Origin of the sequence: Flagellimonas amoyensis, assembly GCF_003058265.1 — a bacterium.
Classification (GTDB): domain Bacteria; phylum Bacteroidota; class Bacteroidia; order Flavobacteriales; family Flavobacteriaceae; genus Flagellimonas; species Flagellimonas amoyensis.
The window spans coordinates 52622-76700 of record NZ_QBUK01000007.1 but is presented as its reverse complement, the minus strand read 5'-3'; the positions used below and the strand labels follow the sequence as shown (position 1 = coordinate 76700).

The window sequence follows — 24079 nt, the reverse complement described above, 5'->3', positions numbered from 1 at the left end:
TTTAATTGGAAGTTGTGGTTGGGGTCTAATAGGTGAACCTAAAATCAAAATATGAATAGTACAAAAAACACATTCCTAGGGTTATTGATAGTATTTTTTTGTTCAAACTTTTGTTTTGCAAAAATATGGACACCTAGGATCATCTCGGACAATATGGTTTTGCAGCAACAATCTACCGTGACCATTTGGGGGTGGACAACAGAGGCGGCAGAAACTATTACAGTGAAAGGGTCTTGGAATGATAATGAAGTCACTACAAGAGCTTATCAAGGTTCTTGGTCAGTAAAGCTTTCAACACCAAGTGCGGGAGGTCCTTTTACACTAACGATTAGCGGTCATGAAACCATAAATTTTGATAACATAATGATAGGGGAAGTATGGATTGCCTCAGGCCAATCCAATATGGAATGGACCCCGAATATGGGCTTGGACAATGCTGATGAAGAAATTCAGAATGCAGATTATCCAAATATTAGGTTCTTCACAGTTCCCAAGTTTGTTTCAGATGTGCCTGTTGAGGACACTTATGGCGAATGGGTGTCTTCTTCACCGAAAACAATGCAGAATTTTAGTTCTGTCGGTTATTTTTTCGGAAGAAAATTACATAAGGATCTATCAATCCCAATAGGCATTATAAGCTCAAATTGGGGTGGGACTCCTATTGAAGTTTGGATGGCCCGAAATTTAATTGAAAATGACAAGGAATTGAATGATGCAAAGGTATACCTCGAAGGTAGTGCAGGGGCACCTAAAACTTTGGGTACTCTTTACAATGGTATGATTTACCCACTGGCAAAATTCAAGATTGCAGGAGTCATTTGGTACCAAGGAGAATCAAATCGTGTCAATGCAAAATCCTATTATAAGTCATTTCCAATGTTGATTCGTTCTTGGAGAGCCCTATGGGAGGAAGACTTTCCTTTTTTGTATGCTCAAATAGCCCCATATACTTATGTAAGGGATACCCAAGATTTAAAAGCCGCTTTGATAAGGGATGCACAATTGACAACCTTAAAGTCTGTGGAAAATACAGGAATGGCTGTTACCAATGATATTGGAAACCTGGATGACATTCATCCCAGGAATAAGCAGGAAGTTGGTCATAGGTTGGCTTTATGGGCTTTGGCCAAAACCTATGGAATTAAAGGTATCCCTTTTAGTGGGCCGGTTTATAAATCAATGGAGATTAATAAGAATAAAATTGTTGTTCATTTTGAATATGCTGAACATGGATTAAGGAAAAAGGGAAAGGAATTAAACGAGTTTTACATTGCTGGTGTAGATGAAAAGTTTTATCCGGCAAAGGCAAAAATTGATGGAAACACTGTTATTGTAAGCTCATCTAAAGTTAAAAATCCAATTGCAGTTCGATTTGCGTTCTATGATAAAGCCTTGCCAAATTTGTACAATAGTCATGATTTGCCTGCTTCTGCATTTCGTACAGATAACTTTGATGATTAAAGTTCAATTTCTTTAGCTAGCCTATTTAAAGGCAATAAACGACAATGATTTAAAATTAAATCCAAGTATAGTTGAAAATATTTGATCGGAGTATAGCAATGGTAGAGTTTGAGCCAAAAAATGGATTTTTAAATTTAAAAAAGGATTAAAATGCAGATAAAGGAAAACGGAACGGTATACGATGCGATAGTAGTGGGCTCGGGCGCCGGCGGGGGCATGGCGACCAAGGTGCTGGCGGACGCTGGGCTTAAGGTGGCCGTGGTGGAGGCGGGCCCTTTCTTCGACCCTGCGGACCCGGAGCAGAAGACCCAGTTGCGCTGGCCCTACGAGTCGCCCAGGCGCGGTGCGGGCACGGTACGTCCCTTCGGGGACTTCGATGCCGCCTATGGGGGCTGGGAGATAGAAGGTGAGCCGTACACGCACAAGGACGGCACGAAGTTCGACTGGTTCCGCTCGCACATGCTGGGCGGCCGCACGAACCACTGGGGGCGGATATCGCTCCGTTTCGGCCCCGACGACTTCAAGCACAAGAGCATCGATGGGCACGGGGACGACTGGCCGATCGGTTACGACGATGTAAAACCGTACTATGACAAGGTGGACAAGCTGATCGGGGTGTTCGGCACCAACGAGGGGCTTCGCAACGACCCCGACGGGTTCTTCCTTCCCCCGCCCAAACCAAGGCTGCACGAACTGTTCTACATCAGGGGTGCGAAGAAGTCCGGGGTGCCGGTATACCCCTCCCGGATGTCGATGCTCACCAAGCGGATCAACAACGATCGCGGGGTGTGCTTCTACTGCGGGCAGTGCTCCAGGGCCTGCCAGGTGTATGCGGACTTCTCGGCGGGCACCTGCCTGATCTTCCCCGCGCAGAAGAGCCGTGGGCAGGTGGACCTGTTCGTGAACTGTATGGTGCGTGAGGTGACGGTGGACGGGGAGGGCCGTGCCACGGGCGTTTCCTACATCAACAAGGAGGACCGCAAGGAATACAAGCTCAAGGGCCGGGTCGTGGTGCTCGGTGCATCGGCCTGTAGCACGGCGAGGATCCTGCTCAACTCCAAGAGCCCGCAGCACCCCAACGGGCTGGGCAACAGCAGCGACCATGTGGGCAAGTACCTGCATGATTCTACAGGTGCGGATAGAGTCGGATTTGTTCCTGATCTAATGAACCGCAAGGTGTCCTACAATGAGGACGGTGTGGGCGGTATGCACGTCTATTCGCCATGGTGGGGGGACAACTCCAAGCTGGACTTTCCACGGGGATATCATATTGAAATTGGTGGTGGTATGCGAATGCCAGGATATGGCTTCGGCTTCAACGTGAACGAGTTCAACAAGTTCTTCGGGACAAAGGTGGGCGGCTATGGGGACATCCTCCGTAGCGATGCCAAAAAATACTATGGTGCTTTGGTGGGGATGAGCGGTCGAGGGGAATCCATCGCCCTGAAGAGCAACTACTGCGAGATCGACCCGACCACGGTGGACGAATGGGGGATTCCCGTATTGCGCTTCCATTACAAATGGTCGGACTATGAAAAGAACCAGGCCAAGCACATGCAAGATACTTTTGAAGAAATAATCATTAAAATGGGGGGTGAGCCTCTAGGCGATAAACCAGGGAAAGAAGTGGACTATGGCCTTCACGCCCCCGGGAGGATCATCCACGAGGTGGGCACCACCCGTATGGGCGATGACCCGAAGACCTCTGTGACCAACAGGTACCAACAGTTGCACGACGTGGACAATGTCTTCGTGGTGGACGCCGGGGTGTTCACCTCGCAGGCGGACAAGAACTGTACCTGGACGATATTGGCACTCTCCTGGAGGGCCTCGGACTATATAGTGGAGCAATTGAAACAACAAAACCTGTAAGGAAATGGACAGAAGGAAGAGTCTGAAATCGATAGTGTTGGGATCCGTGGCCGGGGGACTGGCCATACATGGCTGCAGGCCGGAGCCCACGGTCCCAGAGACAGCGGTACAAGAGGTGCCGATGCTGAAGTGGCGCACGGCCAGGGAGAACGAGCAGTTGGCCGAACTGGAGGCGGAACGTTTCCTGACGGCCCATGAGGAGGAGACCCTCACAATACTGTGCGACCTGATATTGCCGGGGAGCGAAGAATATAAGAGTGCCTCGGATGCGGATGTGGTGTCCTTCATCGAGTTCATGGCCAAGGACATACCAACGATGCAGGTGGACCTTCGCGGTGGGGTGATGTGGCTGGACCACAGGAGCAACCTGGACCATGGGGTGGAGTTCAAGGCGGCCACGGAAGCGCAGCAGAAGGCCATACTGGACACGATCGCATACTACGACCCGGAGGTGCCGGGCAACGAGCGTCCCTTCGAGGTGAACTTCTTCTCGATGGTGAGGAACCTGACCATGACGGGTTTCTACACCTCGAAGATCGGGATCGAGGAACTGGGCTACAAGGGGAACATGCCCAATGTATGGGACGGGGTACCCGATGATGTGCTGGCACAGCACGGGGTATCGTACGACCCGGAATGGCTGGCCAAGTGTGTGGACCAGGGCAAGCGCAACATCGTGGCCGAATGGGACGAGAACGGGAATCTTTTAACTTGATGCCCATTAAAAAACATTTGAATATTTTCTGAAAGCATATTTGGTTAGAGTAAAATTTTGAGATTTGAGTTAGCTAGTTTGCAGCGGGGGCATTTTGATTTATTGAGTGTCCCCGCTAAATTTTTGGTAAGCGTTTTAAGTAAAAACCCAACTATAGATTATGTAAGGTCTGGTCTTCTATGGTAATTTACTTTTGTTAACTATTTTATTTACCCTCGTATCAATTCAAGTTGGATTTTACTATTTTTAATCTGAAAAGTAACTCGGAACGGTCAAAAGTTACCTATTCGGTTACCTGATTTTGAAAAATTGATGTAACTTATTGATATATAGCGGTGTAGTGGAATCAACTTGGTGCTGCCACCCCGACGAACCACTAAATAGGTGGTATTAAAGCACTGTTAATCGACTGATTGACAGTGCTTTTTGTTTTTTATGCATTCATCTGATATCAAATAAAACCATATAAAAGGTGTAGAGTTCGGTGAATGGTTCGGTACGTTTCTTGTGCATAATTTAGCTTCAGTTTGACGCTGTTTATGGGTGTTTTGCAAACCAGTTTTGTCAAACCCAAAAATTATGTATTATGCGCAATTCCAACACTTTAAAGGTTATAATCTTCACTAGGGACATTTCCAACAACCCTGAAAAATTGACCATTTATGCCCGTATCACCGTCAATGGAAAACGTGCCGAGATAAGTTTGAAACGTTATGTTTCGGTGAATGAATGGGATGAAAATAAGGGAAGGCTCCATGGACTTACCCACAAGGCCCGTTTATTGAACAGCTATTTGGATGAGGTTTACGGTGAGATTATGGACACCCATAAACAGTTGTTGCGTGAGGACAAGATTATAACTTCACAGGCCATCAAGGCCCGTTATCTTGGACAAGATGAAGAGCACAAGACCCTTATGGAGCTTATCAAGTACCATTACGAATCACAAAAGAGTAAGCTTCGCCCGGGAACCATGAAAAACTATTATGGTACAGAAAAATATCTCAAAAGGTTTTTGGAGCATACCCGAAGAATTCAGGACATCAACTTAAAGCGATTGAACTATAAATTCATTACCGACTTTGAGAACTATTTGATAAATGGGCCTGATCTACAAAAGGGAAAGAAGTGTACCAATAATGGGGCCATGAAACATTTGGAGCGGTTAAGGAAAATGGTGAACCTTGCCGTGAGGTTGGAATGGTTGGACAAAGACCCCTTTGTGAACTATAAAAAGCATTATAAGAAGAATGAACGCTCTTTTTTGACTGAAAGGGAACTCAGGCTTATTGAGGAAACAACATTTTCAGGAAGGGGGTATGAGAGGGTCAAGGACACCTTTCTTTTTTCTTGTTATACAGGATTGGCCTATGGAGATGTAAAGGCACTGGATATTGATAATATGCGGTTGGGTATCGATGGAAACCTTTGGATCCATACGAAAAGGGAAAAAACTGATGAAGCGGTCAAGGTTCCCTTACTTCCCAAAGCAAAACAAATCTTGGATAAATATAAAAACTGCAATGAAAGATTGATACACGGAAAGTTGTTACCTGTATTGAGCAACCAAAAGACCAACAGTTATTTAAAGGAGATTACAAAGGCTTGTGGAATCTATAAGAATATTTCTTTCCATACTGCCAGGCACACTTTTGCCACAACGGTAACACTCTCCAATGGTGTTCCAATTGAAACCGTTTCCAAAATGCTAGGCCATACCAAATTGACCACTACCCAGATCTATGCAAGGGTTTTGGAACATAAGATAGGGGAGGACATGCAAAACCTTATAGAACATATGCAGACCAAAAAAGCAGCCGAAGGATAATAAGGCTGTATTCATTCGGTCCCGCTTGCGGGACGTAGGAATAGCAAGAGGGTGATGCGCAAATTGCGCCATCACGGTTGTTTTCGGGTATTCAACAAGTTGAAAACCAGTTGATTGAATAGATTTTGGAATACTTTGCAAAATCAGGGGCTACAGTAGACTTTTCCAAAATCTACAGTAAACCCTTAGGGAAGTCCAATAAACACTGGAAATTTTTGACGAAAAAATTGACGCAATTTCACTAAAAAACAAAATCGCACCTATGGAAAAGCAATCCACAAATGGCAGAACAAAGAAAGGGACGGGGGGTTATTCGAACATCACCGTAAAGAAAGAAACGGCCACACGTTTTCGGAGCTATTCCAAAAGGTTCAACAAATCCCATAGCGAGGTTTTGGATGGAATGATACAATACTTTAAGGATAACAACCTTGACCCTTATGGAGAGGGAACAAAGATCATCCTTGACAGTATCAAAAAGATGGAGCGTCAGATGATGAAAAAATTCGATAGGCTCATCGCCATTATCAAGAACATGGAGAAGACCAGTATACGGCCCACCTATGAAATGATGTTGATTCTTTATGAAGCCTATGTGAAGGATGGGAGGAAACCGAGAAGGGAACCCGTCCAGATACAGGAAGAACGAATGGATTTTTTGGAGCCTAGAAACACTGTTCCAAAAGTGGAGCATGACAGAATATTGCTAGAATTCAAAGAATATAAAAAGCGTTGCAATGAAATGCTTCTAAATGTAGAGAAGGTTGAGCCAATGATGGGAAAGCCATATCTGAAAATCAATATGGGCATCGGGGATTTTGAAAGTTTGAAATATCAATTAAGATAACGCTCATGTACCTTACCATCTCAGCACAGAAAATGGGCAGTACCTACCACTCCAGTGTAGGGAACTATGTGGACTATCTGGAAAAGGAAAACGAGGATAGGTTGCCCGAACAAATGGAGGAATTTTTTGACCAAGAGAACGACAGCGTAAGCCCTCAAACGGTCGTCGATGAAATAGATGCCAATACGGCCAAACTTAGGCAGAAAGACCCAAAATTCTATTCCATCGTGGTCAGTCCCAATAAAAGGGAACTGAAGGCCATCGGTAATGATCCGAACCTGCTAAGGGAATACACAAGGAAGCTTATGGAGGACTATGCCAAGAGTTTCCACCGTAACCAAGAGGTAATGGCCGAAAACCTGAAATATTACGCCAAAATAGAACATGAGCGCACCTATAGGGGCTTTGACAAACAGGTTCAGGAGAATGCTCCCTACCGTGGCGAGATAGCAAGGCTCAGGAACGAGATAAGGAAAGTGGAACGGGGCGAGTCCATCGGGAATGTCAAAGAGCTTGAAAAAAGAATCAAAGAGCAGGAAAGATTGGCACCACACAAACAGAGCGGACAATTGGTGGCGGCGGGTATGCAAAAAGAGGGGCTACAGACGCATATCCATATCATTGTCAGTAGAAGGGATGTAACGAACACCTATACGCTTTCACCCATGGCCAAGCATAAGGCATCCGAAGTGGAACTGAACGGAAAGACGGTCAAGAGGGGATTTGATAGGGACAGTTTTTACCAAGCAGCGGAGAAGACCTTTGATAGAACAACAGGGTTCAAAAGGAACTATGTGGAATCCTATGTTGGGAGAAAGGCCCATGCCAAGGAACCGGGAAAGTTCTTTGCCAAGGTGATGGGACTGCCCACCAAGGAAAAGGACATGGCCTTTAAACTACTTAAAACGATGGGAGTCAAAGCTCCCAGTATACCAACCAATAAAGTACAGATGGCTGCCAAGATCATCAAGGCTCTTGGAAGGGGCATTGATAAGGCTAGGGGTACGGGTGAGGATATGGGCTACTGAAATTCAAAAAGTAGGTTGCGCCCTATCGGGTTTTTGCTTCACGCTTATCTACCGGAACACTACAAAAACCCGATAGGATCCATGCGCAAAAGTTGGGGTAAGATTTGGGGTCTTTGTTATTCTACTTTTAAAAAGTTCGGTTTTAAGGGAGTCTACACATATTAATACTTCCTTATACATTTACTTTTATTTACTTCCAGATTTTAAACAAGGTAAATTGGATATTTTATTAAAGTCGAACTCAGCCGATCTTCAAATTTTCTCTTTAAGTCAGGTATTTCAGGTAGATTAACTTTTACCTCGTGGTAATCATCTCTATAAACTTCAACAGCAATATCATATCCAAAAGATTCCAGCTCTTTTGTAAAGGCAGGTATAACGGATAAACTTTCTATTATAACAGGATAGGAGTATGCTACACTACTAGTCTTAACTGAATTATTTACCTCTTTAACTTCGCGTATTGTTTCAATATCCAATTGTAAATCAAAATACTTCTTTATCAATTCTAAAAACCTAAATGGCTGATAAGAGTAATACTGTCTATCCGCCAATTGAAAAAATTCTCTTCTCAGCTCCGGTCTTGGACCAATTAACTTGCCATTAATAACGCTCCACCAGTCTTCTTTTTTTTCAGAGGTTACAAAAATTATATTCTGCTTTTTCTCTTTTGCTATTTTTATGATTTCCTTCCATATTATCAAATCTCCATATTTTCTATGTTCCTCCGGTTTCTGTTTTTCATCCATATAACCAGGAGGGACGTTGTTTTTAAATCTCTTTGCTCCTTCAGTATAAATTAATTGAAGTTCCTCTGGCAAAAGACTTGTCGACGTTCTTTTGTTGAAAAGAATTTCGATTTCTTTTAGCATCTTGTCATTCTGAGGTAAATTCTCAAAATAATTCTTAGTTGCAGTCAATTCCTCAATAATCTTGTCAAGATTATCAATATGCTTTTCATCCAAAAATGGGTTTCGATGGACATTGGTAAATTTTTCTCGAATCAAATTCAGCTCCTTTATCGATTCATTATAAATTTTACACTGATTATATATCTCATTAACTCTATTCCTATGGAATTCATGTCCAACTTGGTACGGTAGCCATAACTTATTTTTAATAGAGGACAGTGCATCAATATAATTTTTTACAGTATTTGTGGAATATCTATAGAAATTTAGAAGGACGTTGGTATCTAAAACAAAGATTGAGTTTAAGAACAATTTTTTGGTTTGTGCCTCAGAAAGAGGGTAAAACTCTTTATAAATGTTTTTCATATATTATATTTTTCCCAAAACTCTACTATATGATTCTCAAAAGCTTTTTTTGAGTCAATTTCATTAGTCATTCGTATTATTTTCTGTATGTCTGACTTTGTTTCAGATTTGTTTAAATATAATTGCTCTGGCTTTGAATTTGCAATAAGTAACCAAAGAGCGTAGAAATTTTTAGCGGTTCTTCGATTGGCTCCATCGATTAAATAATCAAGCTCATTACTTAACTCAGCAAATTCTTCCTTATCAAGAAGATTTTTTAGGACTAGAATGAAATTATCAAAAAAACTTTCTACAGCATTTTTAAAGGGCACTATCTGTTCATTCGATTCTAAAATAGATGTAATATCATTTTTAGATTTTATCCTTATACCAATCCTTTCGCCGGTTTTATATATATCTAGAAATGAATAAATCTTGTTTAGATTTCGATACGAATTTGAGTTTTTAAAATTTAGGTAAATTAAACTCGTAACAAGGTCTTCATTGTTCATCCTTCGATTATTTTTCCTCAAATAGAACCATTCATTATGAGCTTTTTGCAAAGTCTTTATGCTATCTATAGTGTTACGTTGTACATAAGAATTCCACATTTCGAATGTATTCTCTTTTATGGGAAAAGGTTTTGTATTTAATCGGAGATACAAATCTATTGGCTCGAACTCAGGATTATTCTTTTGGTTAATTTCTATAATCCATAAATCATAGTCCATAATCTTACTCCTAACTTTCTCTGGTAAATTGGCAAAGCTTATTCTATCTAAATCTTTGAGTATGCCGTTTTTGAGATTTAGCTTAAATTTATTTTTTTTTGAAAGTTGTTGCCTATTTTTTTCATCGATATAATTTTTACCAATGAACCCAATAATTGATAAAAGCCTTTGTTGACCATCGATTACCTCAGATACTCCGTCAAGTCTTTTATAGATGAAAATAGGAGGTAATTTAATGCCTAGTATAATACTTTCAATAATAGCAGAAGATTTACTCGTGTTAATCACTTCGTTCCTTTGGTATGGTGGCCTAACCAAAAAACGGTTTCTCTGCATTTGACGGCAAATATCATCGATTGTAATAGATGATGCATCTGGTTTGTTTAGTCTCAAACTTTCAAACTTGCCCAAAATCGATGAATCTGTAATTTCCATTTTATCGATTTTTTTATTTTCATCTTTAAACTCCTGATTATTGTTAATATAATTTTCGTAATCAATTACAAAGAGTTCTGAAAAAAAGTCAGCTGTAGTAGAATATCGCTCAATAATTTGCGGAGCAAAGGAGTTCCTTTCGATAGTATAGATGTTTACTTTCTCTTCTATAAAGTTCACCAATTCGCTTTCCTTTTCCTTGAGTTTTGAGAATACTAAATCTAGTTCAATCCCTTCTTTTTCTAATACAGAAATAGCCCAATAAAGGCATTCTACCATTAGTCGATTCGTTTCTACATTTTTGAGCTTTCGAAGAATATTGTCTATATATCCTATTTTTTTCAAAAAGTTAAGATAAATGAATGCCACATCTACTTCTGAATCTCCGTATAAGAAATCATAAAACTTATTTATTATTATATCCTTTTTTGTGGAGTAATACTTTATTGGAATATTGTCCAATACGATTATTTTGCGAATCTCTTTAAGAATAATTTCGATATCCACTTTGTCATAGTGGAAAATTTGTTTCAAATCATCTAGAACAATTCTGTCCGAAAGAATGTTTTGTTTAAAATGTGAATTAAGGTTATTATCTAGATATTTGGCCTTATCCACTTCTGTTGCTCTTAAAGGTGTTATCCCAGAATTATATCTTTTAAAGACCTCGCGTTTAACAATTTCTTCGTATTGAATTGATTCATTCTCATCGATAAAACTGAATTCAATAAGTCTAAGTTTGGTGTCCCAAAAAACATCTTTGATAGATTTATTTAAATCATTGAATTTCTTGTTTTTAAGGTCATTAAATTTCCAAAGTCCGCTTGGGGTCAATTTTTGTTTTGAGTTTTGACGGACAAAATTATAAATTGTCTCATATCTTTGTCGACCATCGATAACCTCAATTTTTTCATCTGTTTTGAAAAAAATTAAAGGAGGTATTTCTGTTCCGAGTATAATACTTTCTAGAAAAAAAGTGGCCTTCTCATTATCCCAAACGTAATTTCTTTGATATGGTGGGGCATAGTTTGTTTTCTCCAATCTGCGCTGGTTGTTAAACATTGTTTCAATGGCCATTACCTTTGGTTCAATTTTAATCAATTTTTGAAATACTTCTTGAATATTGTAATCCTTCAGGTCCATAATAAATTAATATGATTCGCAAATATAAATGAATGACAGAGGACTCTAATCATACTCTTTTACATGCTTTGTTGAATAAGAAAATGAGTAAGTCTGACTACAAAAAAGGTAATTCTTAAATCCAAATGCCCGTGATGAAGCCTCGCCCTTTTTTATGTTATTTTAATCCGTATAAGTAATTGGTCTTTTTAAAGACTTTTTTTTGCATTTTGATGTTCATTCTAAATGTTTTGTCCGTATTACACACAACTTTTATGTAGATGTAAAAGGCACTTATATACATCCAATATATGAATAAAGCCGATGTAAGGGGGCATTCTTTATCGTATAGTTTGATTCATCAAGATGCAAGTTTCAGAAATGCAACTACATCTGTTAACTCCTTAGGGGCCAAAATGTCATTTTATTCCAGAAGAAGTAATCTATTTATCCAGAAGAAGTAATCTATTTATTAAGAGGTATTTATTTGTCCTTCAGCAACTGCTCCAAGTAAGAAACCTTGTCTTTTTCTGCTTGAACTAGACGTTCATAAAGTTCAACTACTTTATCAATCGGATTAAAAGTAGGTTGATTTAAAATTGCATTTAATGCTGATTGATCGTGAAAAGAATTTGAAATAATGTTTAAAACAGATTCTTCGGAAAAATTCTCAATTCCTTCTTTAGTTACTCCTAAGGCCTTTGCGATTTCTTCAAGTTTCTTATCCTCTATGATTTCGCTTTTTTCCAAGGTTGAGACACTCTGCTGACTGATTCCCAATTCCTCAGCTAGGGTTTCTTGCTTCATTCCCCGGAGTTCTCTTATTCGGGCAATCTTTCGTCCTATATGATTAGTTTTTGTCTCTGTCGGCATAACTTAAAGATATTTAAAATATTCCTTTGTTTCCCCCTTTTGGTAAAATACAACCTTATACTGGTAATTTACAATCGGTTGTGGTGGGTTACATTTTTCAACACGACTAATTTAAACGAAAATTTCAGCTTGGAGAAATCCCAAACCAAAGAATAAGAAGTTCATCAACACCTGAGAACCTCAAAAAACAAATGAATGGAAAATCAAAATTCCCTAGAAGAATGCTATGAACGCCTAAAAAAGGGTTGTGCTATTTCCTTTACTGAAATCTACACCAAATATCACAAACAGATTTTCTGGTTGGGAAAGAGCTTTCTTGATGATGGTTTTGTTGTGGAAACTTTGGTACAAGATGTATTCTTAAAGTTGTGGGTGAGTAGGGACAGCTTGGAATCACCCAAGCACATTTATTTTTTCCTTCGGTTTGTTATGAAAAGGGAGTGCATTTCATACTATACACGCCCCAAGAATAGGTTTTTTAGGAAAGTCCACTCCTTGGAGAGTTTTGAGAATTACCAAGACTATATGGTAGGGTATGACCCTGCGGAAGACAATAAGAATTTTAAACTACAGGAAGGGGAACAAGAGAAGTTTGAAAGTATCCAACGCGTCCTTCCCTTATTGGATGACAGTAAAAGACATGTAATCAATCTGTGTTTGAAATACGGTTTCCAGTATAAAGCTATTTCCATAGCAATGGGAAGAGGCATCAATGAAACCTGTAGTGAGATAAAGGAAGCCATTGATGATATTAAAACCATTCTTCATCGAGGCAATAAGCTCGATTCCAGTAATAACAATATGGATGAGATAAAGTTTACCGGCGAGATGACCGCAGAACAGACAAAGGTGCTTAAAATGCGTTGTGAACTGAGGTGTTCCTTTTCCGAAATAGCCAATGAACTTAATCTCTCCCAAAAGGAGGTGCATCGGGAATTCATGATAGCCTATAGGCTAATGGAAGCAAAACATCAATTGCAATCGGCCTAGCATGGAAAAGTCAACACTAAAACTGACTCGAAAGATTCAACTCCTAATCGACCTCCCTACCAAAGAAGAGAAAAAAGAGGCCTTGGATAAACTGTACCAGTGGCAGAACAGATGCTTTAGGGCAGCCAACCTAATAGTGACACACCTTTATGTGCAGGAAATGATAAGGGAATTCTTTTATCTATCAGAGGGAGTAAAATATAAATTGGCTGATGAAAAGAAAGATGAACAAGGAATGCTTAACCGTTCTAGGATAAACACTACCTATAGAGTGGTATCGGACCGTTTTAAAGGAGAAATCCCCACAAACGTACTGTCCAATTTGAACCAAGCCTTGATTTCCTCTTTCAAAAAGAACCAACCAGAGTATTGGAATGGTGAACGTTCTTTGAAAAATTTCAGAAGGGATATGGCCTTTCCCTTTGACTTGGAGGGTATGAGTGGATTAGCCTATAACGATGAGAAAAAAGCCTTTTGCTTTCGTTTATTTCGGATTCCCATTAAAACCTACTTGGGAAAGGATTTTACGGATAAACGGACGTTGTTGGAGCGGGTAGTGGAGGGCAAGACCAAGCTGTGCACTTCACATATAAAACTTCAAGGTGGCAAGGTGTTCTTATTGGCAGTATTTGAAATTGAAAAGGAAAGGAATGATTTAAGAGCTGAGATTATTGCAGAGGCTTCTCTGTCCCTTGAATATCCTATTGTTGTAAAGATTGGTGAGGCAAGGCTTACCATTGGTACAAAGGAAGAATTTTTATACCGAAGACTGGCGATACAATCGGCTCACAGACGGGCTAAGATTGGGGCAACATATTCCAAGTCGGGTAAGGGCATAAAAAGAAAATTAAAGGCAGTTGAAAGGCTTGGGCAAACGGAACGTAAATATGTACATAACCGTTTGCATGTCTATAGCCGGAGGTTGATTGATTTTTGCGTTAAACATAGAGCGGGAACCCTCATACTTTTGAATCAGAAGGAAAAAACTGAGATTGCTAAAGAAGAGGGATTTGTATTGAGAAATTGGAGCTATTGTGATTTGATTACCAAAATAGAATACAAAGCTAAGAAAGCTGGTCTTGAATTAATTATTGATTGAATAGAATGGTCGAGGGTACTTGTACACCCGTAAGGTGAGGTCAGTGACACTCACTAAATGCCAAGAGCATATACAACGCGTGGGCTCTCTTATAATTAAGAAAGCTATTTGATAATTATACTGGATTATTTAGTTAGCACGTGCTAAATAACTGTGTGTCTAAGACCTAAGATCCTAAATTAAAAATAAACTTTTCTTCCTTTATCACATTAAAATGGGTTGCAAAATCTGAAGAAAGAGGATTGATTAATAAGTTATGTTCGTTAGGATATGCTGAAAGTGGTAATCTTGCTGAAGGAACCATAAGGCCAAGGCTATTCATGGATTTAGCCCATGCAGTACCAATTTCTTGAGTGCTAGTTGGACGTGGAATTGCGTTCCAATCTTTTGGTAAATCAATTTCTCTAATATAATTCAAAACGCCTGTTACTTCTACTGTGGCTATAATGAAGGGATTAGAAGATACTTTACTTCCCATGATAGTAAGAATTTCAAATGTGGCTATTGATATACTACTTGCGCAATAGATTACTGGAGTTCCCTTCTTGTTCCATCTGGCTCCACCTGTCCCATACCCAGTGGACGTTCTTCCAGATGAATCTTGATATAAACGATAATAGACCATTAAACAAAATTTCCCCAGCTAAGAGCATCAATAACTTCTTCAACTAGTTCAATACTAAAAGGATCAGTTAAAAGATTAACTGGTTTTTTATCACCCAAAGTGATATTATTGGAAAACAGCCAATCTTTAAATTCATCCTTGGAACCAAAGACCTGCTCTCCGTCGGATACTATTCTTTCGATTCTTAGTAAATATGCTAATTGAAGAGGTGATAATTCAACATTAGATTGCCCCCACCTAGATATTGTGGAAACATCCACGTCCAAAATTTTAGCAATATCTGCTTGTCTAAAATTCAAAAACTCAAATAATGGAAGAAATATGTCATAGGTATTTTTAGAATCAATTGAGGTACTTTTTGGGTTTTCTTTGAAGTAGGTTCCCTTAAATATCCAAGGTTTAGGTTTTATGTTTTTACTTTCTACAGTTTTATTATGGTTTAGTTTTTGGGTCAATTCAACTTGTTTTTTGTTTGCATTCACCTCTTTTGATAGATATACTTTTTGGTTCCTGAAATTAGGGCTATTTCTTTTACTCCTTTTTTCTTTAATAGAACTTACATTCTTTATAACAGACACAATGCCATTTTCCATGGCAGCTATGCTAGAATACATTTCACTTGCCCCGATAACTTGACCATTGGAGGTCTTTAAGTTAAAGTAGGGGCTTCCATCTGATGCCTTCCGTTTCTCGAATCTAGTTTTAATAGAAGCATTTTTAATGACGGAAGCAATACCTTTTTCACAGTCTGCCTTAGTGGCATAAGGCTCACTGCTCAGAATTACATGACCATTTCCAGCTTTTAAATTAAATCGGAACTTACCGGATTTGTCTGTTTTTATTTCAAATTTTCCCATTATTTTGCATTTTCAATGTCCACCAATGGCATATACAATTTATTAAGATTTTGATAACTAAGAAAAGACTTTAACGAAATATTACTTTTCTCCAAGATTGATTTATAATTATTCAAAAATTAATGCCTAAATTAGAGGTGCGAAACTCCCATAAGTTTTGCCTCTGGATGTACCGATTTGAACACGGTTCAGGGTTCGGTTAACTGGTCCAAGTTAACGGTGTAAAATAATGAAAATCAACTATTTACGTTTATAGGGATGGGCCTGCCACCCCGACGAACCATGATTTTGTGAATATAAACGAAATCATAATTCATTAAAAACCAGAAGATTAAATATTTTCTGGTTTTTTTTATGCCCATTTGGAACCAATATTGAGGATGTCCTATTCGATGTCCTATTTTCTTAGGGGCAAATTCCTTAACTTGTACGTTCTGATCTGATTTTTCGTGTGATTTGACTTTCGCTCAACGGATTGTTCCACTTGAAGCGAATACACATGAACTGTTCAAATTCCTTTAGCATTGGCTATTGGCTGAAGAAAACGGCCAAGAAGGGTGATGGCCTGATTCCCATTTATGCCCGGATCAGATTTGAGGGGCGCTATTGTGACCTCAGTGTCCATAGATCGACCTTGGAAGAACGATGGTGTCCCAAATTGGGCAGGATGGACCATAGGTCCTCTGAAGCCAATAGTACCAACAAGTATCTGGACGAGGTCCGTGCCAAACTCTTGGATTGCCATCGTCAACTCTTTTCAGAGGGACTTCCCATTTCCCCCAATGCCATAAAACAGCGATACCTGGGAAAAGATAAAAAGATTCTTACCCTAGAGGATATTTTTGAATACCACCGGACGCACGAGATACCCAAACTGGCCCCTGGTACGACCAAGAACTATGGCGCCACCGAAACATATCTCAAACGCTTCATCAAAAAAAGATTCCATGCCAAGGATATCAGATTGTCCTTTATCGATTATTCATTCGTTGTGGAATTTGAGAGTTTCCTTCGGACCTGTAACCCTATCAATAAACACCAGCCCTTGACCAACAATGGGATCATGAAACACCTGGAACGGTTCAAGAAGTTTGTGGGCATTGCCTATAAACTGAGATGTTTGCCGATAGACCCGTTTCTCCAATACAGATTGAAATATGAGGACTATGACAGTGATTTCTTGGAAGATTGGGAACTGGAAGTACTGTTTTCCCTTGCCATTCCCGAAAAAGGGATCGACATTGTCAAGGATATCTTTCTGTTCGCCTGTTACACCGGTCTTTCTTATATAGAGGTCAAACTTCTAAAAATTAAGGACATAGTCATCGGGGTCGATGGGGAACAATGGATCAATGTCAAGCGAAAGAAGACCAAGACACCTTTAAAGGTCCCCTTACTTGCGAGGGCCAAGGACATTTTGGAAAAGTATGCCCTTCATCCCGACATCCACAATGATCAATCGTTGTTGCCCGTGTTTTCAAACCAAAAGGTGAACAAATATCTTAAGATCATTGGGCAAAGGGCCAACATCGGAAAGCACCTTACGTTCCACGTTGCACGACATACCTTCGCCACCACTATAACACTGATGAACAATGTGCCGATAGAAACCGTGGCCAAGCTATTGGGACACAACAAACTCTCGACCACACAGAAATATGCCAGGGTCGTGGAGAAAAAGATAAGCAAGGACATGAAGGCCCTCAAACAGGTTTTGGAAGAGCAATCTGAAACAAGAAGTACCAAATCCAAGGACCGAGAAAGTGTACAAGAAAGGGGCCATTTAAGTGTTGTTCGATAGGATGCTTTGGGTTTTGGTGGAATAATATTATTTTTTGATTGTTATTTCAGTCAAAAAAGCTACTTTTGTATGAAATAACAATCATATTGTAATGAGCAGGAGAAAACAAACCCTCTTCCCCAAGCATTTAAAGATCTTGGAAAGCATGGGTGAAAATATAAAATTGGCCAGGAAAAGACGAAAACTCACAACAACCCAAGTTGCGGAAAGGGCTGATATTGTACGAAGTACCCTATACTTGATCGAAAAGGGAGATCCGAGTGTGGGCATAGGTGCCTATTTCAATGTTTTGAGGGTTCTTGGCCTACAGGATGATTTTTTGAAATTGGCATCGGATGATGAGTTTGGAAGAAAATTACAGGATCTGGATTTATTATAGAACGTTATTGAATGGCAAATAAGAAGTTCGACATATTTGTTTATGCCCATTGGAAGGGGTTGGCCGAGCCAATGCTGATCGGGATACTTTCAGCACATTATGCGAAGGGAAAAAAGGCCTTCAGTTTTGAGTATGATAGGGATTGGATGAAATCCGGCCAACAATCGGTGTTGGATCCGGACATCCAGTTTTATTCCGGCCCCCAATACCCCACTGGCAAGGAAAACTTTGGCATCTTCCTCGACAGTATGCCGGATACTTGGGGAAGGACATTGATGAAAAGAAGGGCTGCCCAAGAAGCAAGGTTTAACAATATGGCCCCGAGAACCTTATATGAAATCGATTATTTGTTGGGAGTCTACGATGAAAGTAGAATGGGGGGGCTGCGATTTAAAACAGATCCGGAAGGACCTTTTCTCGACGATAGCGCCTTGGAACCAACACCTCCATGGACCTCGGTCAGGGAACTGCAACAGGCTGCCCATATTTTTGAGAACGAAACGGATGGTACCGAAATAGGAAAATGGTTGGCCGTTTTGATGGCTCCAGGATCATCTTTGGGCGGGGCAAGACCCAAGGCCAATATAAAAGATGAAGAGGACAATCTTTGGATAGCCAAGTTTCCATCCAAGAACGATACCATCGATAAAGGAGGCTGGGAATTTCTGGCCTACCTGTTGGGAATCAATTGTGGTGTCAAAATGGCGCCCTCAAGGATTGAAAGAATCACGGGAAAATACCATACTTTTTTTACCAAACGCTTTGATCGTGATAAACAGGAAAGAATTCATTTTTCATCTGCCATGACCATGACGGGCAACAATGAGGATACCATCCGGGACCAACCTGCAAGCTATTTGGACATTGCGGAATTCATCCAGACCCATGGAGTGGATGTCGAAAAGAATCTACACCAACTGTGGCGTCGAATCGTGTTCAATATTGCCATTTCCAATACCGATGACCATTTGAGGAATCATGGGTTCCTTTTAACTCCTAAGGGATGGCTGCTGTCCCCGGCCTATGACATCAATCCCTCAATAGATAAAGCAGGTCTGGCGTTGAACATCGATATGGACAACAATGCCCTGGATTTTGATCTGGCCAAAAGCGTAGGCGAATATTTTCGCTTGGACACTACTGAAATGAACCAAATTTTAAAAGAGGTCCAAAATGCCGTCAAAGATTGGAAGACCATTGCTAAACACATTGGGATTCCGAATTCAGAGCAAGCACTCATGGATGGTGCTTTTCGAATAAATTAGGGACTGACAGTAAGAAATCCAACTTTCACCGTAATGGAAAGAATGGAATAGAATTACCATTGATGGATTTGTAATCCCTATAGGCAAAGTTTACAGGAATAACTTAAAAATGTTTCTAAGGTAAATATCATCTTAGTAGATATTTTGCGATTGGTTTTTTGGTATAAAGTGTAAAAGACTATTCCAAACAGCACATTTTGTAAAATTCTCTTTTTGTAGATACCATGATCTAAAGGACAGGTTTTCTTCAAAACCACAGTAATTATTGAGCTTTTAGAGTTGAACCAAAAGGTAGAATAGTATAACTATTTTATTGATGGTTAAGCACATGAAGATTGTGCTCAAAAAGTTGTTTTTGCTTTGCGTGTTCTAAACGGGAATGGGTTTTGAAAACATTGATTGGATGAGCCGGATGGTTGGTACCACCAAATACGGAAAATTTGAGCCACCCAATAAATGGCCATAGTGGTCTAAAAATCAAAGTTTTGTTTTCATCTAAAGGTACTCAATTTTATCCAGCGAGTGTGGTATACTTTGTCTGGCGTTTCCACTATGGTTCTAGGTTTAACTTTTTGAGCTATGTTTCCTTGATATCAAACTTTTTAGACATTTAATCTTATTTTTTCAAATGAATCCCCTAAATTTACCAATCGTGTAACGATAGACCCTATTTTTTAGGGTTCTTTGTGTCGTAAAAGGTAATGGCGAAAAGTACATACATCTCAGAAAATCTCAATGAAAGCCATATTGCTTTAGTAAAGTATTTGGAGGATCATGAAATCCTTTATTTCAAATTGAAGGAACTGGCCATCCAATTGCCCAAAAGCCTGGGGGATAATCTGAATGAATTGGTGGAGAACCTCCATCAAAAGGGGTTGTTGAACCGAATAGAAAGAGGGGTATATGCCAAACCCAATTATTCCAATGTCAATGTACTGGCTACATTCATCAGCCCTGGTAGTACCTTGGCCTATTGGTCAGCTTTGCACCATCATAACCTTACAGAACGATTTCCGTATACCCTTTTTGTCAAAACTATCCACAGGAAAAGGGATACAAACATTTTGGGCTCCAAGGTAAAGTTTGTTACCGTAAAGGAAAGCAAACATATCGGTACCATGTTGGAGGGCTTTGGAGCAAATGGTTTTTTGGTGACCGATAGGGAAATGACCATAGTGGATTGTTTTGACCAACCCCGCTATGGGGGTGATTTGGACGATTTGATCAAAGCGTTCGCCAATGAAAAATGGGACAATGAAAGATTGATTACCTATACGAAGGCCTATGGCAATATTGCCCTGACGAAAAGACTGGGCTTTTTGGCAACCCTTTTCCATGCGGACAGCTTACAGGATTTTATCCAATATGCCAGAAAGCAGGTGAACAAAAAGTATAGTTTGATCGATGCCGGTGGACTGGATCAAGGGGAATTTGTAAGTGAATGGAAGTTGCGTTTGAACATCAAAAGGGATAACCTGTTGCAAATGGCCCAAAGTGGATATTAGATGATTCTTCAAAAGGAAATCATAGAGCGATCAAAAGAATGGAAGGTGCCTCCCGATACCGTGGACAAGGACTATGTCCTGGGGCATTTTCTATCGGTCTTTTTTGAAACCTATAAGGATGACCTTATTTTCAAGGGAGGGACATGCCTGCGTAAATGCTGTATCAAGAATTATCGTTTTTCAGAAGATCTGGATTTCACGGCAAGGGAGAAGGACTTCGTACTGGAAAAAGAAAAACTGGAAGGTATTGCCAAGACCACAACAGATCGGACCGGAATCCTGTTCAGTGTAGGTGAAATTTCCCGATTGGTCTTTAATGATGAGCCCAAAGGATTTCAGGTATCCATAAAATATTGGGGGGCCAATCACTCAAAAAACCAACAGCCTCCGCCACCAGATCGTTGGATGACCAAAATTAAATTGGAGGTGAGTACGGATGAAGTCATCCTTTTGGAACCCGAAATATTGCCCATTATGCATCCTTATTCCGATGGGTTGCAAGGTGAAAAACAATGCCCATGTTATGTCATTGACGAGGTGATCGCTGAAAAGCTAAGGGCCCTGAAGCAGCGTTCATACACGGCACCACGGGATTTTTATGATCTGTACCATCTGACCCAAAAATTTTCCAAAAAGGACTGGGAAAGGATTGTTCCTCTTTTCCTTAAAAAAATGGAGCATAAAAATCTAGCGTATACCAATCCTTCGGATTTGGTGGATGATACCAAGACCGCAAATGTGAAAAGGGCTTGGAAAACCAGTGTCGCCCATCAAATTACCGAGGATGATGCCCCAGAAGCTGATGAAATTATTGCAACTGTAGTGAAAAACATTGAAACATTTCTTCCAAACAATACAGTTTAATTTTCAAAATGGAACTTTGGGAAATTAGAGAGAAAGACTTAACCATTAATTTGTCATCCAAGTTGTAGTGTTTAAGATTCCATTTCTTGGACATGGTCAGGCCTCACCTTTTTTGACCAAGCTCTTTGTTTTCCCATTGCATCCGTTGCAAACGTACAGCATTCAAGATGGCCAACAAGGCTACACCGACATCGGCAAAGACGGCTTCCCACATGGTGGCCATGCCTCCAGCTCCCAAAATGAGCACTATCGCCTTGACCCCAAAGGCCAACCCAATGTTCTGCCAAACGATACGACGAGTGGAACGGGCGATCTTAATGGCCCTGGCTATCTTACTGGGCTGGTCGGTCTGGATAATGACATCTGCCGTTTCTATGGCCACATCGCTACCAAGGCCCCCCATGGCAATGCCGACATCACTGGCCGCCAATACAGGTGCGTCATTTATACCATCGCCAATGAAGGCGATGATGTTATCTGTGACCTTTTTTAGTTTTTCGACCTCACGGAGCTTATCCTCGGGCAATAATCCTCCCTTGGCCCAATCCAAGTCCAGTTCCTTGGCCACTTCTTGGGTGATGGAATCCTTGTCACCGGATAGCATGATGAGTTTGGATATCCCTGCTTCCCTGATTTGTCGAACCCCGTGCAGGGCATCCTCCTTGAGTTCATCGGCTATGGTGACATATCCCGAAAACTTGCCATTCACACTGACCATGACCAGGGTTTCCACGATGGAATCGGTTTCAGACGGAATCGTTATTCCATTGGCTTCCATCAAGGCTTTGTTGCCTGCCAAGACCACGTTTCCGTTAACTATACCCTTTAATCCTTTTCCGGCCACTTCACTCACTTCCATGGCTTTCTGCGGGTTGTCATTTTTGTATTGTACTATGGCCTGGGCGATGGGATGGGTGGATTGCGCTTCCAAGGCCAGGAGGAACCCCATGAATTCTGTTTCATCCATACCAGCGGACTTGATGTCCTTGATTTTGAACACACCTTTGGTTACCGTGCCCGTTTTGTCCATGACAACGATATTCACCTTGGTCATGGCATCCAAAAAGGAGGCTCCCTTGAACAGTATCCCATTTCGGGAAGCGGCACCAAGACCACCAAAATAGCCCAACGGAATGGAGATGACCAAGGCGCAGGGACAGGAGATCACCAAGAATATCAATGCCCGGTAGAGCCAATCCCTAAAGTTATAGTCGTCCACAAAAAAATAGGGGAGAAGGGTAAGGGCAATGGCAAGGAATACCACAATAGGTGTATAGATCCTGGCAAACTTTCGGATGAACAGTTCGGTCTTGGATTTTCGGGCGGTAGCGTTCTGCACCATATCCAAGACACGGGCAATGGAGCTGTCCTTGAATTCCTTGGTCGTTTCCACTTCGATGACCCCGTCCAGATTGATACTGCCTGCATAGACGATATCTCCCTTCTCTAGAGTCTCGGGTTTGCTTTCCCCTGTGATGGCAGCCGTGTTCATCGAGGCCCTTGCTGAAAGCAGTGCACCGTCCAACGGAACTTTCTCGCCGACCCGCACTTTGATGCGTTCCCCGATGTTGACATTCTCCGGGTTTTCGGTTATAAAATCCCCATCCCTGAAGACCGAGGCTTCATCCGGTCGTGCATCCAACAGTGCCTTGATGTTCCCTTTGGCCCTTTTTACGGCGGCATCCTGGAACAGTTCACCCACGGAATAGAACAACATCACCGCAACACCCTCAGGGTATTCCCCAATGGCGAAGGCCCCCAAGGTGGCTATGGACATCAATAGAAATTCAGTGAAGAAATCCCCTTTTTTGATGCTTTTCCAACCTTCTTTGACCACGGGAAACCCAACGGGAATATAGGCAATGGTGTACCATAGGATACGCATCCATCCCTTGAAGAAGGGAAGCACATCGAAATAGTCCAGGCAGATGCCTATTACCAACAGCAAAAAGCTGAAAATCGCAGGGAAATATGTTGGTAGGCCCGAGCCAGATGCTCCATGGTCATGGTGGTGTCCATCATTATGGGAATGTCCATCCTTGCCCAGGTCTTCCAATCGTGTTTTCTTTTTCTTCATCATAGGGCCAAGTTCCCAAAATTTAGGATGCAACGGAAGTGCATTTGTCACAGATTCCCTTGAGTACCAAATTGGCATCTTCGGCAACAAAGCCTTCAGGGAGGTTGATGTGCGGGATTTTTTGTTCGGTTAGGCATACCGTTTCGCCACAAGTGTTGCAATGGAAATGGAGATGCAGGTCCTGCTCCAGGTCGCAATTGCACCCTTGGTCACAAACAGCATATTTCTGCACGCCGGTTCCGTCATCGATTTGGTGCACCACCCCCTTTTCCTCAAAAGTTTTCAATGTTCGGTACAACGTGGTCCTGTCGGCTTTTTCAAATGCGTCCTCTATATCAGTCAAGGCAAGCGCCCTTTCTTTTTTGGCCATAAACTTATAGATCAAAAGTCGCATTGCCGTAGGCCGTACCCCTTTGCTCTCCAATATGTTTTCTATTTCTTTCATCGCA

20 protein-coding genes are annotated in these 24079 nt (G+C 41.0%); 13 read left to right on the top strand and 7 right to left on the bottom strand.

Translation table 11 applies throughout. The features are described 5' to 3' along the window. The first annotated feature begins 51 nt into the window (after nucleotides 1–51). The 6 genes from DB398_RS11130 (at nucleotide 52) to mobB (ending at nucleotide 7751) form a co-directional block, all read left to right on the top strand. Nucleotides 52–1461: a sialate O-acetylesterase gene (locus DB398_RS11130; RefSeq protein WP_108424473.1), complete on the top strand. Its 1410-nt coding sequence runs from the start codon at nucleotides 52–54 to the stop codon at nucleotides 1459–1461. Nucleotides 1462–1611: 150 nt separating this feature from the next. Next, the gene (locus tag DB398_RS11125; protein WP_108424472.1) at nucleotides 1612–3333 is read left to right on the top strand and encodes a GMC family oxidoreductase; all 1722 of its coding nucleotides are present in this window, start codon (nucleotides 1612–1614) and stop codon (nucleotides 3331–3333) included. Nucleotides 3334–3337: 4 nt separating this feature from the next. Continuing rightward, entirely contained in the window at nucleotides 3338–4048 is a 711-nt protein-coding gene (locus DB398_RS11120) for a gluconate 2-dehydrogenase subunit 3 family protein (RefSeq protein WP_108424471.1), read from the top strand. A gap of 586 nt (nucleotides 4049–4634) precedes the next feature. Further along, complete coding sequence (locus DB398_RS11115; protein WP_108424470.1) at nucleotides 4635–5876, top strand: site-specific integrase; 1242 nt, start codon at nucleotides 4635–4637, stop codon at nucleotides 5874–5876. Nucleotides 5877–6138: 262 nt separating this feature from the next. Then, complete coding sequence (locus DB398_RS11110; protein ID WP_108424469.1) at nucleotides 6139–6723, top strand: BfmA/BtgA family mobilization protein; 585 nt, start codon at nucleotides 6139–6141, stop codon at nucleotides 6721–6723. A gap of 5 nt (nucleotides 6724–6728) precedes the next feature. Next, nucleotides 6729–7751, top strand: a complete 1023-nt coding sequence (gene mobB / locus DB398_RS11105) for a MobB family relaxase (protein WP_108424468.1) — start codon at nucleotides 6729–6731, stop codon at nucleotides 7749–7751. A gap of 203 nt (nucleotides 7752–7954) precedes the next feature. Here the strand turns inward: mobB and DB398_RS11100 are convergent, their stop codons facing one another. The 3 genes from DB398_RS11100 to DB398_RS11090 form a co-directional block, all read right to left on the bottom strand. Further along, entirely contained in the window at nucleotides 7955–9028 is a 1074-nt protein-coding gene (locus DB398_RS11100) for a PIN domain-containing protein (protein WP_108424467.1), read from the bottom strand. Next, on the bottom strand, nucleotides 9025–11316 hold the full coding sequence (locus DB398_RS11095; RefSeq protein ID WP_108424466.1) for a DUF262 domain-containing protein: 2292 nt from the start codon (nucleotides 11314–11316) through the stop codon (nucleotides 9025–9027). The genes DB398_RS11100 and DB398_RS11095 overlap by 4 nt, the downstream gene beginning before the upstream one ends. Before the next feature lie 462 nt (nucleotides 11317–11778). Continuing rightward, entirely contained in the window at nucleotides 11779–12168 is a 390-nt protein-coding gene (locus DB398_RS11090) for a helix-turn-helix domain-containing protein (protein WP_108424465.1), read from the bottom strand. Nucleotides 12169–12363: 195 nt separating this feature from the next. Between DB398_RS11090 and DB398_RS11085 the strand changes: the two genes are divergently transcribed. Both DB398_RS11085 and DB398_RS11080 read left to right on the top strand, forming a co-directional pair. Then, complete coding sequence (locus tag DB398_RS11085; RefSeq protein ID WP_108424464.1) at nucleotides 12364–13158, top strand: RNA polymerase sigma factor; 795 nt, start codon at nucleotides 12364–12366, stop codon at nucleotides 13156–13158. Between the two features lies 1 nt (nucleotide 13159). Then, nucleotides 13160–14257, top strand: a complete 1098-nt coding sequence (locus DB398_RS11080) for a hypothetical protein (protein ID WP_108424463.1) — start codon at nucleotides 13160–13162, stop codon at nucleotides 14255–14257. 166 nt (nucleotides 14258–14423) lie between these two features. On the opposite strand, the gene DB398_RS11075 is transcribed toward DB398_RS11080, so the two are convergent. Together DB398_RS11075 and DB398_RS18745 are read right to left on the bottom strand one after the other, a co-directional pair. Beyond that, complete coding sequence (locus DB398_RS11075; protein WP_108424462.1) at nucleotides 14424–14882, bottom strand: RES family NAD+ phosphorylase; 459 nt, start codon at nucleotides 14880–14882, stop codon at nucleotides 14424–14426. After that, nucleotides 14882–15739, bottom strand: coding sequence for a DUF1508 domain-containing protein (locus tag DB398_RS18745; protein WP_159076406.1), 858 nt, complete (start codon nucleotides 15737–15739; stop codon nucleotides 14882–14884). Before DB398_RS18745 ends, DB398_RS11075 begins: the two co-directional genes overlap by 1 nt. A 499-nt stretch (nucleotides 15740–16238) precedes the next feature. On the opposite strand from DB398_RS18745, the gene DB398_RS11065 reads away from it, so the two are divergent. The 5 genes from DB398_RS11065 (at nucleotide 16239) to DB398_RS11045 (ending at nucleotide 21553) form a co-directional block, all read left to right on the top strand. After that, complete coding sequence (locus tag DB398_RS11065; RefSeq protein ID WP_159076405.1) at nucleotides 16239–17540, top strand: site-specific integrase; 1302 nt, start codon at nucleotides 16239–16241, stop codon at nucleotides 17538–17540. 91 nt (nucleotides 17541–17631) lie between these two features. Continuing rightward, complete coding sequence (locus DB398_RS11060; protein ID WP_108424461.1) at nucleotides 17632–17919, top strand: helix-turn-helix transcriptional regulator; 288 nt, start codon at nucleotides 17632–17634, stop codon at nucleotides 17917–17919. An 11-nt stretch (nucleotides 17920–17930) separates the two neighbouring features. Then, the gene (locus DB398_RS11055) at nucleotides 17931–19184 is read left to right on the top strand and encodes a type II toxin-antitoxin system HipA family toxin (protein ID WP_108424460.1); all 1254 of its coding nucleotides are present in this window, start codon (nucleotides 17931–17933) and stop codon (nucleotides 19182–19184) included. Nucleotides 19185–19885: 701 nt separating this feature from the next. Beyond that, nucleotides 19886–20689, top strand: a complete 804-nt coding sequence (locus DB398_RS11050; RefSeq protein ID WP_108424459.1) for a type IV toxin-antitoxin system AbiEi family antitoxin domain-containing protein — start codon at nucleotides 19886–19888, stop codon at nucleotides 20687–20689. Continuing rightward, the gene (locus DB398_RS11045) at nucleotides 20690–21553 is read left to right on the top strand and encodes a nucleotidyl transferase AbiEii/AbiGii toxin family protein (protein WP_108424458.1); all 864 of its coding nucleotides are present in this window, start codon (nucleotides 20690–20692) and stop codon (nucleotides 21551–21553) included. A gap of 103 nt (nucleotides 21554–21656) precedes the next feature. Here DB398_RS11045 and DB398_RS11040 read toward each other — a convergent pair whose 3' ends face one another. Continuing rightward, nucleotides 21657–23630: a heavy metal translocating P-type ATPase gene (locus DB398_RS11040; RefSeq protein WP_108424457.1), complete on the bottom strand. Its 1974-nt coding sequence runs from the start codon at nucleotides 23628–23630 to the stop codon at nucleotides 21657–21659. A gap of 22 nt (nucleotides 23631–23652) precedes the next feature. Next, nucleotides 23653–24075 (bottom strand): Fur family transcriptional regulator, encoded by a 423-nt coding sequence (locus DB398_RS11035; protein ID WP_108424456.1) that lies wholly within the window; start codon nucleotides 24073–24075, stop codon nucleotides 23653–23655. Nucleotides 24076–24079 lie beyond the last annotated feature (4 nt).

Coding starts and splice junctions, on each gene's coding strand:
- DB398_RS11110 (WP_108424469.1), top strand. CDS start 6,139: ATGGAAAAGCAATCCACAAATGGCAGAACAAAGAAAGGGACGGGGGGT.
- DB398_RS11080 (WP_108424463.1), top strand. CDS start 13,160: ATGGAAAAGTCAACACTAAAACTGACTCGAAAGATTCAACTCCTAATC.
- mobB (WP_108424468.1), top strand. CDS start 6,729: ATGTACCTTACCATCTCAGCACAGAAAATGGGCAGTACCTACCACTCC.
- DB398_RS11050 (WP_108424459.1), top strand. CDS start 19,886: ATGGCGAAAAGTACATACATCTCAGAAAATCTCAATGAAAGCCATATT.
- DB398_RS11120 (WP_108424471.1), top strand. CDS start 3,338: ATGGACAGAAGGAAGAGTCTGAAATCGATAGTGTTGGGATCCGTGGCC.
- DB398_RS11115 (WP_108424470.1), top strand. CDS start 4,635: ATGCGCAATTCCAACACTTTAAAGGTTATAATCTTCACTAGGGACATT.
- DB398_RS11045 (WP_108424458.1), top strand. CDS start 20,690: ATGATTCTTCAAAAGGAAATCATAGAGCGATCAAAAGAATGGAAGGTG.
- DB398_RS11100 (WP_108424467.1), bottom strand. CDS start 9,028: ATGAAAAACATTTATAAAGAGTTTTACCCTCTTTCTGAGGCACAAACC.
- DB398_RS11090 (WP_108424465.1), bottom strand. CDS start 12,168: ATGCCGACAGAGACAAAAACTAATCATATAGGACGAAAGATTGCCCGA.
- DB398_RS11085 (WP_108424464.1), top strand. CDS start 12,364: ATGGAAAATCAAAATTCCCTAGAAGAATGCTATGAACGCCTAAAAAAG.
- DB398_RS11055 (WP_108424460.1), top strand. CDS start 17,931: ATGGCAAATAAGAAGTTCGACATATTTGTTTATGCCCATTGGAAGGGG.
- DB398_RS11035 (WP_108424456.1), bottom strand. CDS start 24,075: ATGAAAGAAATAGAAAACATATTGGAGAGCAAAGGGGTACGGCCTACG.
- DB398_RS11075 (WP_108424462.1), bottom strand. CDS start 14,882: ATGGTCTATTATCGTTTATATCAAGATTCATCTGGAAGAACGTCCACT.
- DB398_RS11095 (WP_108424466.1), bottom strand. CDS start 11,316: ATGGACCTGAAGGATTACAATATTCAAGAAGTATTTCAAAAATTGATT.
- DB398_RS11040 (WP_108424457.1), bottom strand. CDS start 23,630: ATGAAGAAAAAGAAAACACGATTGGAAGACCTGGGCAAGGATGGACAT.
- DB398_RS11060 (WP_108424461.1), top strand. CDS start 17,632: ATGAGCAGGAGAAAACAAACCCTCTTCCCCAAGCATTTAAAGATCTTG.
- DB398_RS11065 (WP_159076405.1), top strand. CDS start 16,239: ATGAACTGTTCAAATTCCTTTAGCATTGGCTATTGGCTGAAGAAAACG.
- DB398_RS11125 (WP_108424472.1), top strand. CDS start 1,612: ATGCAGATAAAGGAAAACGGAACGGTATACGATGCGATAGTAGTGGGC.
- DB398_RS18745 (WP_159076406.1), bottom strand. CDS start 15,739: ATGGGAAAATTTGAAATAAAAACAGACAAATCCGGTAAGTTCCGATTT.
- DB398_RS11130 (WP_108424473.1), top strand. CDS start 52: ATGAATAGTACAAAAAACACATTCCTAGGGTTATTGATAGTATTTTTT.